13 protein-coding genes are annotated in these 16,279 nt (G+C 34.1%); 8 read left to right on the top strand and 5 right to left on the bottom strand.

What is annotated here, in order from left to right; genetic code table 11:
* From BOW55_RS03455 to BOW55_RS03435, 6 genes are all read left to right on the top strand, one after another.
* The gene (locus BOW55_RS03455; protein ID WP_241686464.1) at positions 1-1,458 is read left to right on the top strand and encodes a RagB/SusD family nutrient uptake outer membrane protein; all 1,458 of its coding nucleotides are present in this window, start codon (positions 1-3) and stop codon (positions 1,456-1,458) included.
* Complete coding sequence (locus BOW55_RS03450; protein ID WP_129022985.1) at positions 1,445-2,911, top strand: hypothetical protein; 1,467 nt, start codon at positions 1,445-1,447, stop codon at positions 2,909-2,911. Before BOW55_RS03455 ends, BOW55_RS03450 begins: the two co-directional genes overlap by 14 nt.
* A 95-nt stretch (positions 2,912-3,006) precedes the next feature.
* Entirely contained in the window at positions 3,007-3,249 is a 243-nt protein-coding gene (locus tag BOW55_RS21220) for a hypothetical protein (protein ID WP_241686463.1), read from the top strand.
* An 8-nt stretch (positions 3,250-3,257) separates the two neighbouring features.
* A complete protein-coding gene (locus BOW55_RS03445) occupies positions 3,258-4,148 on the top strand; it encodes a cytochrome-c peroxidase (RefSeq protein WP_241686462.1) in 891 nt (296 codons plus the stop codon).
* A 214-nt stretch (positions 4,149-4,362) separates the two neighbouring features.
* Entirely contained in the window at positions 4,363-5,013 is a 651-nt protein-coding gene (locus tag BOW55_RS03440) for a VOC family protein (protein ID WP_129022984.1), read from the top strand.
* Positions 5,014-5,098: 85 nt separating this feature from the next.
* A complete protein-coding gene (locus tag BOW55_RS03435) occupies positions 5,099-5,497 on the top strand; it encodes a tautomerase family protein (RefSeq protein WP_129022983.1) in 399 nt (132 codons plus the stop codon).
* A gap of 69 nt (positions 5,498-5,566) precedes the next feature.
* Here BOW55_RS03435 and BOW55_RS03430 read toward each other — a convergent pair whose 3' ends face one another.
* The 5 genes from BOW55_RS03430 to BOW55_RS03410 all read right to left on the bottom strand — a co-directional run bounded on the left by BOW55_RS03430 (position 5,567) and on the right by BOW55_RS03410 (position 14,048).
* Positions 5,567-7,564 (bottom strand): heavy metal translocating P-type ATPase, encoded by a 1,998-nt coding sequence (locus tag BOW55_RS03430; RefSeq protein WP_129022982.1) that lies wholly within the window; start codon positions 7,562-7,564, stop codon positions 5,567-5,569.
* A 264-nt stretch (positions 7,565-7,828) separates the two neighbouring features.
* Positions 7,829-9,085: an efflux RND transporter periplasmic adaptor subunit gene (locus BOW55_RS03425; protein ID WP_129022981.1), complete on the bottom strand. Its 1,257-nt coding sequence runs from the start codon at positions 9,083-9,085 to the stop codon at positions 7,829-7,831.
* A 1-nt stretch (position 9,086) separates the two neighbouring features.
* The gene (locus tag BOW55_RS03420) at positions 9,087-10,364 is read right to left on the bottom strand and encodes a TolC family protein (RefSeq protein ID WP_129022980.1); all 1,278 of its coding nucleotides are present in this window, start codon (positions 10,362-10,364) and stop codon (positions 9,087-9,089) included.
* A 114-nt stretch (positions 10,365-10,478) separates the two neighbouring features.
* Entirely contained in the window at positions 10,479-13,598 is a 3,120-nt protein-coding gene (locus BOW55_RS03415) for an efflux RND transporter permease subunit (protein WP_129022979.1), read from the bottom strand.
* A 126-nt stretch (positions 13,599-13,724) separates the two neighbouring features.
* Positions 13,725-14,048, bottom strand: a complete 324-nt coding sequence (locus tag BOW55_RS03410; protein WP_241686461.1) for a DUF6660 family protein — start codon at positions 14,046-14,048, stop codon at positions 13,725-13,727.
* A gap of 268 nt (positions 14,049-14,316) precedes the next feature.
* On the opposite strand from BOW55_RS03410, the gene BOW55_RS03405 reads away from it, so the two are divergent.
* Positions 14,317-15,438 (top strand): hypothetical protein, encoded by a 1,122-nt coding sequence (locus tag BOW55_RS03405; RefSeq protein ID WP_129022978.1) that lies wholly within the window; start codon positions 14,317-14,319, stop codon positions 15,436-15,438.
* 10 nt (positions 15,439-15,448) lie between these two features.
* Positions 15,449-16,201: a porin family protein gene (locus tag BOW55_RS03400; protein ID WP_129022977.1), complete on the top strand. Its 753-nt coding sequence runs from the start codon at positions 15,449-15,451 to the stop codon at positions 16,199-16,201.
* Positions 16,202-16,279: the final 78 nt, after the last annotated feature.

Below are 16,279 nucleotides of genomic sequence, written 5' to 3'. Positions count from 1 at the left end.
ATGAAATATTTAAAATATATAACAATTGCTGTCCTGCTATTTTCGGTACAAAGCTGCAGTGACTTTTTAGAGCAAGAACCTGGATTACAAACTTCTATAGATGAACTTTTACAAAATAAAAAAGGTGTTTTAACTGCCTTAAACGGATTGTATCGTGACGTAGAAGCAAATACCAGAGGCGAACGTTTTGCTGTTTATGCTGATATGCAGGGAGGAAACATAAAATTTACTCCTGCTTCAGCCGGAAACAGTAAAGGACAAATTACGGCTGCTCCAAATGTTAGAGCCGTATATTCTTTTGAAGATTTATCTGAAACCAGTAATTTTAAATTATTTTACGATGAAAGCTATGATATTATAAATCAAGCCAATTTAATTCTAGAATATATTCCATCGCTGCGTGATGCCACAGATAGTGAAAAAAATCAAATAAAAGCCGAAGCCTTGGCAATAAGAGCTTATACACACTTTTTACTTTCCTTAGTTTACAGTCAAAATTACGGTTACACACCAAATGCATCGCATTTAGGAATTGTTTATAATACTGAATCTATTAAGTCTGGCTTGAAATATCCGGCAAGAAAAACAGCCGCCGAAACGTATTCTTTAATTATTGCTGATCTAAAAACGGCTTTAGACAATTATTCCAGCAACGCCGCTTTAGCAGGACCTTCGTATTCATTTTTCAATAAAAACAATACAAAAGCACTTCTTGCAAGAGTATATCTCTATAAAAAAGACTGGGCAAATGCTTATGAAACTGCAAATGATGTTATTGCAAATTCAGGTATAACATTAGTAAGCTCTTCCAATTTAATTGCACAATGGTCACAGGCAGATATTCCTATTTCTGAAACATTATTAGAATTTTCGATTCCAAAAGATGCCGAAGGTTCTGTATCATCATCAATGTCCTCTTATTTTGGATATGACGGATCTAATTATGCCGCATATGTCGCTTCAAATGACTTAATTAATTTATATGAAAACAGTGATTTAAGAAAACAACTATTTATTACTGCCTCCCTGCCTACTTTAATAAACGGAGTGATTACTGGAGCCAATTACAACTTTACTAAAAAATTTCAGGATAACGCGGGTTATGTTGCTTTTAGGTTAAGCGAAATGTATTTAATACGAGCCGAAGCTGCTTTAGAAAACAATAGATCTGATCTTGCATTTGCCGATATTAATACCATTCGCAGCCGTGCAAATGCCTCATTGCTTACCAATACAACCAATTTAAAAGAAGCACTATTATTAGAAAGAAGAAAAGAATTGTGTTTTGAAGGTCAGCTTTTCTTTGATTTAACTCGTAATCAAAAAGGAATTACTAGAAATGACGGTTGTATTTCAAACAATTGCAGCATCGAATATCCGTCGCTAAAATTTGTACTGCCTATTCCAATCTTTAATATTAATCTTAATGAAAACTTACAGCAAAATGAATCGTATTAAGATATTCAGCATATTAACTTTAACCGCATTATTTATTTTTTCTTGTTCTAAAGACGATTACAAGATGGGTTCTGAAATTGATCCGCATTTGAGATTTAACTTTTTCGTAAAAAGCGACAATACTCCTTTAGAATATCCTGCGATTAATGGAACTCTTATTCCACAGTCAAACTATGTAAACAAAGCAATAAAAACATTAAAAGTTCCCGTTGCTCTAACAGCCTATTCCCTAAAAAATACCGTTACAGCCAATTTCAGCTCGACGATAACAGGCGACAATTCAGGTTTCAGATTAAATCCTGTCAATGAACTTGTTTTTCAGGCAAACAAATTGACTGACACAATTTCTATTTCGTTTGATAAAAGATGGGCCGCAAACCAAAGTATTACACTGAAACTCGAAACAATATCAGATCCAAGTATTCATATTGGAAACCTGAATACGGAATCTAAAAATGATACCTTCAAAATTGATTTGGCTCCAATAACAACAAATTATACATTTCCAATAAGCCGATTTGATATCAAAGGAGAAGCAGGAGAAAAATTTGACTTTAATGTTAATTTTCCAAACGGATATTTTCCTTCTGAAATGGAAAATCTTGAAATATTTGAATCCTTAGATGGATTTAATTATTCATTAACTCATGATCCTTTTAAAGCAAACAGCAATTCTGTTACTTATCATTTTACCCTTTTAGAAAACATTAAAAACGATGACGTCTATTATGAATCGGCTATTTCATTAGTAAATGCCGGTGATTATACGGCAACAGGAAACACGATTTTACAAATCGTAAAACCAATTAAATCAATAAGAGATGTCAATGCAAATCCAGCATCTAAATTTTATGATTTATCAAATGCTTTTTACCTTACTTACGGCGAAACTTGGTTTGATAGAAGCGGCGTTTGTGCATGGCAGGCTTACAATGCTTTTACCTTTCCTATTGTTGTTCCCAAAAGTCATGAAAATGCTGTTTTATACAGCGATAAAGGAACTGCAAATCCAAATGACGACGTTTATCACGATGCTTTCAGAATTGGTTTTAATGTAGCTTCTGGAACAAATACCACAAATTCATTCAACCTGAAAAGATGGTTCAGCAACGAAAGTACAACAGCAGCAAATTCGCCTGGATTTAATATTTCATCCGCTTTAGAGTTTTTTCCAGCAAACGGAAACAGTAAAACGAACGGTAATGTTTTAGTAATTCCGCAATACATTACCATCACAGGAAGCAATAAAAACAAACATATAATTGCAATTTCAGGATCAGGAACTTACAAAGCAATTAGTACTGGTTTATTTGAAATTTCGTTCGAGTTAAAACTGACAAACGATGCGCTTTTTGGAGGAACTGTCTCTACGCAATATAGAATATACAACAATAGAACATATCCTAAACCAGCAGCTCTAAACATCGACTGTCCTAAAGAAGTTGATCTATAATTTTTAATTGACAGCTTTAGGTTTGCGGATCATACTAATCTAAAGCTGTCAAAAAAAATACATTCAAAAAAAGAACAAAAACACAAAAAACAAAATTGAAAAAGCTAATCTTCCCTATTCTCTTTTTGGTAAGTTTAACGGCTTACAAAAGCATTGAGCAGCCAAATTACATTGATATTCAGGAATTACGAAAAATCTACTCTAGCGGAGATTTGTCCAAATGGCCTGCGGCAGAACTACATGAAAGCATCGATAAGTCGAAATTTCAAGATATTGGCGTTCTACCTGCCGTTCCTTATCCTGATTACAATCCATATTCTAAAGAAAAGAAAGTTTAGGTAAGATATTGTTTTTTGATCCGAGGTTATCTCGAAGCGGACAAATTGCCTGCGCATCCTGCCATAATCCAGAATTGGGATGGACTGATAATTTAACACGTTCTTTTGGTCACGACCGCCAAACAGGAAAACGTAATTCGATGACGATTTTAAACTCGGCATACGCCACTTCCCTATTTTGGGATGGACGCGCAAAAAGTTTAGAAGATCAAGCGCAATTTCCTATTGGAGATCCTTTAGAAATGAATGAGAAACTAACAATTGCCGTTGATAAAATTGCCAAAATTAAAGGCTATAAACCGCTTTTTGAAGCCGCTTTTGGAGATAAAAAAGTTTCTTTAGAACGTATTCAATATGCGATTGCTACATTTGAAAGATCGATTAATAGTCCGAAAAGTAAATTTGATCAATTTATAAGTGGAAAATCAGACATTTATACCGATCAGCAAGTAAAAGGGCTGCATTTATTTCGAACCAAAGCACAATGTATAAACTGTCACAATACACCTTATTTTAGTGACAATGAATTTCATAATGACGGACAGACTTTGTTTGGAACAAAAAATGAAGATTTTGGACGTTATAATGTTACTAAAGATGTAAAAGATATTGGCAAATTTAGAACGCCAACACTTCGTGAAGTAGTAAATACGAAACCATGGATGCATCACGGGCATTTTCCAACGTTGCTTGATGTTGTTGAGCTTTACAATTTAGGAAACCCCTCTCCTGTTCAAAAAAAATATTTGGGAACAGCACGAGATTCTTTGATTCCTAAAGTTGATCCTGCGCTTAAAAAGTTGAATTTGAACAAAGAAGAAATAAGCGATTTATTAGCTTTTATTGAAACTTTAAGTACACCAACCAGAAGAATTATGACACCTGAAATGCCAAAATAAATCAGTTAAAAACAATAATCTTAAAAGCCTGTTTTCAGTTAGAAAACAGGCTTTACTTTTATACAAAATCTAAACTGTACTTTTCCTTTTTCCGATAACAATTTGCTATTCTCACATTGAAGTATAAAATGACACCGCAGCTAAAATGATATTGTCATTTTTTAAATTTGTTTGAAACAAAAAGAAACTCTCCTTTTTATAAAAAAGACCACTTATGAAACTTGAACACATTCAACTTCAGACTGCAGATACTAAACAGACGGCATTATTTTATCAAGATATTCTTGGTTTACCGATTATAGAAAACAACTCCGAATTTGTTAGCATCAAAGCAGGAAACTCAACTTTAAAATTTGTTGAAAACAGCGATTTCAACTCAATATATCATTTTGCCTTCAATATTCCCGAGAACAAACTTGATGAAGCTATTGAATGGTGTAAAAGCAAAGTCGATTTAATTGTAATTGAAGATCAAAATGTTATTACTAATTTTGAAAACTGGAATGCTCACGCGGTTTATTTTTATGATAATAATGGAAATTTATTAGAGTTTATTGCCAGACATGATCTCGATAATTTTCAAACGGAAGAATTCAGTTCTAAATCCATTTTAAATATCAGTGAAATTGGAATCGTAAATGAAAATCCATTGAAATTAGGAAATCAATTAATCGCAAAACACGGCTTAAACTTCTTTACTAAAAACACAAACAGTGAAGCTTTTGCTGCAATTGGCGATGACGAAGGTTTATTGATTATGGTAAGACCTAATCGAAATTGGTATCCTACCCAAACTCCTTCTGAAAGTAATAAAACAGCTATTAGACTTGAAAATAATGGGCAGATTATTGATTTAAAATTTTAAGCAATTTCAAATTTCAGTTCATTATTAATTTCTTATTTTTATAAAAAGTTGACACTATTATACCAATAACATAAAAATATTTAAAATGCCATTTGTCCGAATCAGTCTGCCCAAAAAACTTTCTCAGGAAACAAAAAACACTATTTCAGAATCGATCCATCACTCTTTGATCGAAGAGTTTAATATTCCAAAAGATGATTATTTCCATGTTATTGAAGAATTAGAACCTCATCAAATAAAATATCCAGAAAGTTATCTCGGAATTTCACATTCTGATGAAATAATTTATGTTCAAATAACGGCTGGACAAGGAAGATCTTTAGAACAAAAGAAAAAGTTATATCATCAAATTGCCACAAGAATTTCGGCAACAACATCAATTTTAATCAATAATGTTATCATTGTTTTATTAGAAAATAACGGACATGAAAATTGGTCTTTTGGAAATGGTGAAATCCAGGAACAGAAACATTTAAAAAAGTAACATTATTAAAAATATAAAGCCCAATTCAAGTAATTTGAATTGGGCTTAATTTATGTTTAAAGTCAAAATTTAAAACTTCATTTTCTGAATTCTTACGGCATTCAATATCGCCAGTAAGGCAACTCCAACATCAGCAAAAACGGCTTCCCACATAGTTGCTAATCCGCCTGCGCCTAAAATCAGCACAAAAGCCTTTACAACAAAAGCGAGCGTAATATTCTGCCAGACAATTTTTTTGGTTTGTTTTCCAATATTAATTGCCATTGCTATTTTACTTGGTTTATCATCTTGAATTACAACATCGGCAGTTTCGATTGCAGCGTCACTTCCTAAACCTCCCATTGCAATTCCTACTGTGCTTAAAGCAATAACAGGCGCATCGTTTACGCCGTCTCCAACAAATGCAACGGTTTCGTTTTTAGCCTTAATTTCATTCACTTTATTTACTTTATCTTCTGGAAGCAAATCTCCAAAAGCATTGGTAATACCCAGTTTATCAGCTACAAATTGAACCACATTTGTTTTATCACCGCTTAACATTGTTACTTTTACACCTAATGCTTTTAGTTTAGTAACCGTTTCCTGCGCATCTTTTTTAATTTCATCTGCGATGGTTAAATAACCTGCAAATTTTCTGTCGTACGCGATGGCAATTGTCGTGTTAACAACTGTGCTGGGATCTATGTTGTACGGTATCGAAAATTTATCCAAGAGTTTAAAATTACCAACATGCAATTCCTTTCCGTTAAAAAGCGCTTTTAATCCGTGTCCTGAAATTTCCTCAACATTTTTCAGTTCAATCGATGAATCAATTTGACCCACATAATTATGAATTGCGGTTGCAACAGGATGCGTGCTATGGCTTTCTAAAACATTTACCAGATTCAGAATTTCTTTTTTATCAAATTCAGGATTAATAATTACTTCCTGAACTTTAAAAACACCTTCCGTCATTGTTCCGGTTTTATCCATTACAACATTCTGTATAACCGAAATACTGTCTAGATAATTACTGCCTTTAAACAAAATTCCGTTTTTACTTGCCGCTCCAATTCCGCCAAAATAACCTAGCGGAATACTAATTACTAACGCACACGGACAAGAAATAACTAAGAAAACTAACGCGCGGTACAACCATTCATTAAATACATAATAATCTACAAAAAGCATTGGCAATACACAAATTGCGATTGCGAGATAAACAACAATTGGAGTGTAGATTTTGGCAAATTTTCTAATAAACAATTCTGCAGGCGCTTTTTTTGTTACAGCAGTTTGAACCAATTCTAGAATTTTAGATAATTTACTATCGCTGTATGCAGTTGTAACTTTTACTTGAACAATTGTATTCTCATTTATCATTCCTGCGAGAACTGTTTCGCCTTTCTTTTTGGTATCTGGTTTACTTTCTCCCGTTAAAGCTGCGGTATTAAAAGATGCTGTATCTGATAATAACTCTCCATCTAATCCCAGTTTTTCTCCTGCTTTAAGCTGAATAACTGATCCTATTTTCACTTCAAAGGCTTTTACTTTTACAGCAATATTATTTTCAAAAATAGTAACCTCATCAGGGCGTGAATCTAATAGACTTTTAATATTCGATTTTGCTTTGCTGACTGCCATTCCCTGAAATGTTTCTCCAATGGTATAAAACAGCATAACGGCAACACCTTCAGGATATTCTCCAATTGCAAATGCTCCAATTGTAGCAATACACATTAAAAAAAACTCCGAAAAAACATCTCCTTTTATAATGCTTTCGTAAGCTTCTCTCAAAACAGGAAAACCTACCGGAAGATAAGCGGCAACGTACCAAGCAATCCTTACATAACCTGAAAACCATGTTTGAGGAAAATAGTTATCAAAACCAATTCCTATAAGTAATAAAACAAAGGATATGATGGCAGGCAGAAACATTTTAAACAAACTTCCTTCGCTGTTGTGTTCGTGATCATGTCCGTGATCATGCCCGTCATGATCAGAATGTACAGGCTCATCATGTGAACAGCTGCAGGATGGTTTTGCTTTATTTTTTGTACTTTTTATTTCTTTATCTTGATGTATCATGGGGAAACTTCTTGTTTAAACTTTTTCTAAATAATGCACTAAATTTACGGTTTTTATGCCAAAGTTCATTGCTGCAAAGACACTAAGCCGTTAAGTTTTTTATTAAAAAAAACATCCTAGTTTGTTATTTCGACTGAAAGGAGAAATCACAAACGTTACTCTACAAAAATTGGCAACACACTTTGTCAAAATTCTAGTGTGATTTCTCCTTTCAGTCGAAATGACATAAAATGAGAAAAACTTTGCACCTTATTTGCAAATAATCTAGTGACTATGCTCACCTCCGCCTTTCATGGCAGACAACAAATAAAAAGCTCCTTTTGTAACAATTTTAGCTCCTGATTCAATGGCACCAACAAACTTAATTTCTGTAAAACCTAAATCTGTTGTTCCTGGAACGACTTCAACGGCTTTAAAATGAACTTCTTTCTCGTGAGCTTCCTCTTTTTCGCCTGCTTTATGTTCGTGCTTTTCTTCTGCATGAGCTTCTTCCTGAACAAAAACAAAGTATTTATCGGCATTTCGAACTACGGCATCTTTTGGTAAAGCCGGTACAGTTGCATTAACAATATTAATATTTGCCGAAACATACATTCCCGGAATCAATCCTTTTGCGTCGGCTGGATCAATTTTAGCATGAACTGCAACAGTTTTACTTTCATTAGAAAATGATTTATTGATTCCGAAGATCTTTCCTTTAATTGATTTATTAGATTGGTTTGTTAATACAAAATCGATAACCTGACCAATCGAGATTGAACCCAAATCTTTTTCATAAACATTCAAATCTAAATGCATCTGACTATTGTCAACTACTTCAAACAAAGAAACTCCGGTTTGTGCAAAAGCACCTTTGGCAATATTAATTTTCCCAACATAACCGTTAATCGGCGCCACAATTGGAACTACAGAAGTACTTCCTTTTGTAGAAACATGCAAAGCTTCTAATTTGTTCTTTGCGGCTTGTGCTCGCGCTCTTTCAGCCGCTAATTTGGCTTTTACTTCCTGAAATGTTTTTCTCGGATTTACGTTTTCGTCACTCAATGTTTTCTGACGATTGTATTCTAACTGCAGATATTCAACATTGGCTGTTGCCGAATGATATTCTTCCTGCATTTCGATAACTTCAAGATTTTGAATTGTTGCCAATACTTTTCCTTTATTGACAAAAGTTCCTTCTAAAACAAAAATATCCTTCACCGTTCCGCCGATTAAAGTCGAAACTTCAGCTGAATTTTGCGGGGGAACCGTAGTATATCCATTTGCTTTGATGATTTTGTTAAGATTTCTGTCTTCAACAAATCCTGTTTCAATACCTACTGTTTTATACTGAGATTCTGTTAAAGCAACTTCTGTAGTAGATTTTTCTTCTTCTTTTGTTTCTTCTGTCTTTTTTTCATTGCATGAGATTAATATTCCGCTATAAGCTATAAGCAGTAAGCTGTAAGCAATTTTTCTTTGCGAACTTTGCGTTAAAATCTTTGCGACCTTTGCGGTTAAAGAATTATATATATTTTTCATTTTAATTGTTTTTGATGGTTGGAAATTGGAGTTCGATAGCACTTTGATTAAAACTGTGTGTTGCTTCAGCAAATTGTTTTTTAATATCGATTGCCTGATTTAAAAAACTAATATAAGACCAGTAACTCAAATCACCGTTTGCATACGTTTTTTGTGCTGTTTCAATAATCTGATTGGCGTATTGTAAACCTTCATTTTGATAATAATCCAGATTCTTCTGCTGTTTTTTGAAGTTGTTCTGTAATTCTTCTTTTTGAAGATTCAGCATAATCTTATTTTTATCTAATGCCAATTGTGATTGCGAAATACTGATTTCAGCCGCTTTTGCTTTTGCTGTATTTACTCCTCCAAATAATGGAATCTGAAGACCGGCTGTAAAACCTTGAAATAAAGATTCTTTATTAATTGTTTGTGCAAAATAACCTAAACCTACCTTTGGCGTTCGCATGGCTTTAAATGTTTTAGCTTCCTTTTGAAAAACCGAAATTTCTTGTTGATACAAATCCGTCATTACACTTTCGGCTTTTGAATCCTGATTTTCAATAAAAGAATATTTTAACGAAGTTGATTCATCTGGCAGTATATTTTCATTCGTTTGAATAAAAAACTGAAGCTGTTTTTGATAAATTGCCATATCATAAGCCAATTGTTCTTTCTGGGTTTCGATTTCCTTTACTTTCGCTTTGGCACTTATTACCTCAATATTACCGCTTTCTCCAGTTTTAAAACGAAGCTCAGCATTTTTTAGAAATTTGGTATAAATCTCATTTAATTCAGAATTCAACTTCTGAATCGAAATTCCGTACAAATACTGATAATAAGCCAATGTTACCGCTTTTTCAATCTCATAAGAAGATAAAGCCTTGCGTTTCTCTGCCAATTTTGCCAGTTCTTCCTGCAACTGTCTGTTAGCCTTTGTAATATTTCCTAACGGAAAAAATTGCTGCACCGAAACATTGTGATCATAATCAGCACTATTAAACTGTCCGCCTTGATATTGCACCTGAAGCGGATCTGGTTGAAAAGCAGTCTTCTGTAAAGTCTTTTGCTTTTCTATTTCCTTATCCGCAATTTTTAAATCAATGTTGTTTGATTTAGCAAGTTCTATTGCTTTCTCTAAAGATATTTTAGTTTGCGCTGATGCCAATGTGGTTATCAGTAAAAATGTGATTAACCACAATGTTTTATTCGCCAATAGGAACTTGTTTAACCGCAAAGTTCGCAAAGAATGCGCGAAGTTCGCAAAGGGAATTGTATTGATTTTATATAGTATTTTCATTTTTTATCTTTTATATTTCACGCAGATTTTAAAGGATTTAAGCAGATATATGCAGATTATTATTTGTCATTTTTAAAATTAAATCTGCTAAAATCTGCCAAATCTGCGTGAAAATCATTTTACTTTATGATTAAACTTCTCCAACATTAAATACAAAATCGGTAAAACGATTAAAGTCAGTAAAGTTGCAGAGAATAGTCCTCCTATTACAACTGTAGCCAATGGTTTCTGAACCTCTGCCCCGCCGCTTGTAGACAATGCCATTGGCAAAAATCCTAATGAAGCTACTGCTGCAGTCATTAAAACGGGACGTAATCTAGTTTTGGTTCCAATTAAGATTCTTTGCAACGGATCTAAAATCCCTTCTGTTTTTAATTGGTTAAAACACGAAATCAAAACAATTCCGTTAAGAACCGCAATTCCAAACAAAGCGATAAACCCAATTCCTGCAGAAATACTAAACGGCATTCCGCGCAGCGAAAGCGCAAAAACACCTCCAATTGCAGACAGAGGAATTGCTGTAAATATTAAAAGAGCTTGCTTGTAACTTTTGAATGTAAAATAGAGCAGTATTAAAATCAAGCTTAAAGCAATAGGCAATGCAATTGAAAGTCTTTTTGTAGCTTCGATCAAATTTTCAAATTGCCCGCCATACGTTACATAATAACCTGCAGGCAGTTTAAAATTTTTATCCAGTTTTTGCTGAATTTCTTCAACAACCGTTTTAATATCACGACCACGTACATTTAATCCAACCGTAATTCTGCGTTTCCCATCTTCACGAACCACCTGAACCGGCCCTTGCTCGTAATCGACTGTAGCTACTTGAGAAAGCGGTACCTGCTGACCGCTTGGAAGCGGAATAAACAAATTGCTTACATCAGTAATATCAGCACGATTATCTTCATTCATTCTAACCACAACATCAAAACGCTTGCTTTCATCATAGATTTTTCCCGCGCTTTCTCCCGCAAACGACGAACGAATGATTTGATTAATATCAGAAATATTCAATCCGTATAAGGCGATTTTATTGTAATCGTATTTAATCGTTATTTGCGGCAGACCTGTTACTTTATCTGCTTTTAAATCGCCAATTCCTTCAATACTTTTAATCTTCGAAATTAACTCGGCTGCCTTTGAATCTAGAATTTCCAAATCATCTCCAAAAATCTTGATCGCAATATCGCTTCGGCTTCCAGTCATTAATTCGTTAAAACGCATTTGAATTGGCTGTGAAATCTCAATATTGGCTCCAGGAATCACTTCCATTTCTTTTTTCATGGCATTTGCCAGTTCTTCCCAATTGCGATATTTGCCTTTCCATTCTTTCTTATCTTTCAAAACAATAATCAAATCGCCGCTTTCTATCGGCATTGGATCTGTTGGGATTTCACCACTTCCAATTTTCGTTACTATTGTTTTTATCTCTGGAAATTTAGCTTTTAGAATCTGTTCGTATTTAGTGGTTGTTTCAACCATCTGCGTAAGCGAACTTCCTGTCATAATTGTTGCATTGATAGCCAAATCGCCTTCTTCGATTGTAGGGATAAATTCTCCTCCCATATTCTGAAAAACAATAACACCTAATACAAACAATCCTAAAGAAGCTCCTAAAACTACTTTTTTAAACTGAAGTGCTTTGCTTAAAAATGGTGTGTATAAATTCTCGAACCAACGCATCATTCTATCGCTGAAGTTTTCTTTATGTTCTGTTTTTTTTGAAAGAAATAAAGCACTCATCATTGGTACATAAGTCAGCGAAAGTATAAATGCACCAATAACAGCAAAACCAACTGTCATCGCCATTGGTTTGAACATTTTTCCTTCGGTGCCCACTAAAGCCAGAATTGGTAAATACACAATCAAAATTATGATTTCGCCAAAAGCGGCACTATTTCTAATTTTTGATGCCGAATTGTAGATTTCAGCGTCCATTTCTTCCTGCGAAAGTTCTTTTTTACGTTTGAGTTTTTGCAAATGATGCATGGAAGCTTCAACAATAATCACGGCGCCGTCAACAATAATTCCAAAATCGATTGCACCAAGACTCATTAAATTTCCGCTTACGCCAAAGGCATTCATCAAAATAATGGCAAAAAGCATCGCAAGTGGAATTACAGAGGCTACAATTAATCCTGCACGAAGGTTTCCTAAAAATAAAATCAACACAAAAATGACGATTAAAGCTCCTTCTAATAAATTTTTTGTAACGGTTCCGATGGCGTTATCTACTAATTTTCCTCGATCAATAAAAGCCTCGGCAACAACACCTTCTGGCAGACTTTTATTAATTTGGATCATTCTTTCTTTAACACGATCAACAACTGCGCTGGAATTTTCGCCTTTCAACATCAAAACCATTCCTGACACGATTTCACCTTTACCGTCTTTAGTTGATGCTCCATAACGCAATGCAACGCCTTCGCGAACCTGCGCTACGTCGCGCACTAGAACTGGCGAGCCATTTCGGTTTTTAACCACTACATTTCCAAGATCTTTAACTCCTTTTGCCATTCCGACTCCGCGAATAAAAAAAGCATATTGGTCTTTCTCAATATAAGCACCGCCTGTATTTTGATTGTTTTTTTCTAAAGCATCAAAAATCTCGGTAATGGTTACGCCAAGACTGTTTAATGTATTTGGGTTTACGGCAATTTCATATTGTTTTAATTTTCCGCCCCAAGTACTTACGTCTGCAACTCCTTTAATTCCTTGCAATTGCGGAATAATGATCCAATCTTGAATGGTTCTTAGTTTTACGGCATCGTATTTATTTTCGTATCCTTTTTTAGCATAAACATCGTATTGATAAATTTCGCCTAAACCTGTAGAAATTGGCGCCAATTCTGGCGAACCAGCATATTCTGGAATGTTTTCTTCTGCTTGTTTTAAACGCTGAAATATTTGTTCACGCGCCCAATAAATATCGACATCGTCTTCAAAAACAACGGTAACGACAGATAATCCAAAACGTGAAATACTGCGCAGTTCTATAATATCCGGTACTGTTTTTACAGCTTGTTCTAATGGATATGTAATTAATTGTTCGACCTCTTGACTTGCCAATGTAGCCGCGGTTGTAATAATTTGAACTTGATTATTGGTCACGTCCGGCAAGGCATCAAGTGGTAATTTTTTAAGCGAATAGCTTCCCCAAGCTATTAAAACAAGGGTAAATAGTAGTATAACGAATTTGTTTCGTATACTAAACTGAATGATTTTATCTAGCATTTGAAATATTTAATGACATGAGAAATTAGACAAAAATTTGTCTTGTAATTTTGTGGAAAGTCCACAATTCTCTGACCCAAATAATGCTCTAGTTTTAAGATTTAAAACTAAACAATTGGGTTATCATTATACTATTTGCGGCGGCTGCCAAATACTTCCGTAAAAATTAGAAGTAAATACAGAAATGTAATTTGGTAAAGAAGTAGAAATAATGGTGTGAGCAGCAGGAAAATCATAACTCACCGAATATTGAAAAGTCAAAATTTGTGCTCCACAGCAGTTGCAAGCGCAAAAAGGAGAGCATAAATCATTGTCTTTATCGTGAGAATGATTGTTTTCTGATGAAAACTGAGCTGTTTTATGCATAGCACTACCTACTTCCACATCTGCACAAGGCATATTTGAAAGTACAGTTAAGTAAAGTGATAATACTATTGCGATCCATTTCATGACTGTAAAAATAATACTTTATCTCTTTAGTTGAAACAAATTATTTTACTCTGCCGTTTTTTAATTGCATTTTCTAAAAAAAATAGTACAAGTCAAAAGAAAATTTATTTAACTTTAACAATAATTAACATAATATTATACATTCAAAATTTCAACCTTTTATATCCTAAATATCTAAAAAACAAAATCGTACATACCTATCAGTTTAAGAATACATTAGTTCTATTTTATTTTGCGCAGTTTTATTAATTAACAAATACCACAATCAATGAAATGCAACACAGTAATATCAGCCTTTTTATTATTCTTTAGTGTACAGATTTTCGGTCAGGTTTATACCGATAAAATCGTAGGACAAAAAAATCAACAATTAAAAGATAGTCTTAAAGTAGAAGAATACCCATACGCTCTTCCTATATGGGGTGAAAAAGTTGCTCAAAAAGGCTATAAATTACCTTACTCAGCGGGATTATCAATAAATTATTTTTGGCAGGATTCTCAAATCGACATTAGTGATTTGAATGTTGGCTTCAATAATGGTCCGCAATTCAACTTAGATGAAATTGTGCGTTTTGACAAATCTTCGGTCGAAGCCGGCGCACTTACAATACGACCTGATATTTGGTTATTACCTTTTTTAAATATTTATGGAATTTTTGGAAAAGCAAATACTGCCACAAAAATTAATGCTGGTATTTGGATTCCAGATGCTGATAATAATTGGTCGCAAGTGGCTTCTTTTAGCACTAAAGCCAATTTTAATGCTACAACTTTTGGTTTGGGTATGACGCCAACAATTGGTATTGGCGGCGGCTGGCTTGCATTGGATATGAATATGGCTTGGACAGACATTAGTTCTTTAGATAAACCTGCATTTTCGTATGTTTTTGGACCTCGACTAGGTAAAACTTTTAAGTTTCATAAGCAAGATCAAAATATCGCTTTATGGGTCGGAGGTTTTAGAGTTCATATTTCTGGCGATACAAACGGAAATATTGCAATGTCTGATATTTTTGATTTAACTACGGCGCAAGGCAAAGTTGACAGTGGTTTAGAAAAAGTAGCCGAGAATCAAACAAAAGTAGATAACTGGTGGAACGGGTTAACTCCTGCACAACAAGCTAATCCTATAAATGCGGCAAAACATAATACTGCCAACAGAGCATTAGAAAGAGCTGGAACTTTTTTAACTAATCTTGATGGTGCCTTGAGTACTGCTGGAAATTCTTCTGTTCAGTACTCATTACAAAAAGCTCCAAAAGATATGTGGAATTTTATTATTGGAACTCAGTTTCAATATAACAAACACATTATGTTTAGGGCAGAATGTGGATTTCTAGGAAGTCGTACTCAAGTTTTAGGCGGACTTCAATATCGTTTTGGACTTTAAACCCAATTGTATGAAAAAAGGTTTACTCTTGCTTGCTGCATTATTAAGTATGTCTCAGGCGAAGTCTCAGGTGCTGATTTCCTTAATTTTTGGAGACAAACTAAATTCTCCTTTTTTAGAATTTGGATTAGAAGGAGGTATAAATTTTTCTACAATTTCTGATCTGGATAGTTCTGGAAGTAATCCTGGTTTTAATTTAGGTTTTTATTTTGATTTACGATCAAAACAAAATCCTGCTTGGATGATTAATACTGGTGTAATTGTAAAATCGCCAATGGGAGCGCGACATATTCCGCTGTATTCTTTAGACGATGCGAATTTAGATAATACTTTTGCAGGCGGAACTGTAAATCGTGAGATTCGATATTTTAATGTTCCCATTTTGATTAAGTATCAGTTTAAAAATAGAATTTATCTAAAAACAGGGCCTCAATTTGGTCTTTTAGCCAAAGCTTTTGACGAGTTTTCTAAAGAGGTAAATAAAGATGATGTGGTTTACAAAAAGAACATTCGAGATCAAATTCGTGTTATTGATGCCGGACTTGCTTTAGGAGCGGGTTATCATATGAATGTTGGAAATGGTTTGAACATAACAGTTCAATACTATTATGGTTTGGTTCCTGTAATGAAAGGCGATGGCCCAAATGTATACAACAGATCTTTGTATGTTACTGCTGGTCTGCCTATTGGAAAAGGAAAAGCTGCTCAAAAAAGAGCTGAAAAAGATGCCGAACTCAATAAAATTATTCTGACCAGAAGATGAAATGCCTAAAAAGTAATTAACACTACGCTTATAGGGAAAGAGTCAAAAAAAATCCAAATTTCTAGATTCAAGAAATTT

It is taken from the genome of Flavobacterium sp. YO12 (genome assembly GCF_004119495.1).
In the GTDB taxonomy this organism is placed as follows: Bacteria; Bacteroidota; Bacteroidia; order Flavobacteriales; family Flavobacteriaceae; genus Flavobacterium.
Note: the sequence above shows the minus strand (reverse complement) of the source record. Positions and strands in the feature narration are given on the sequence as shown.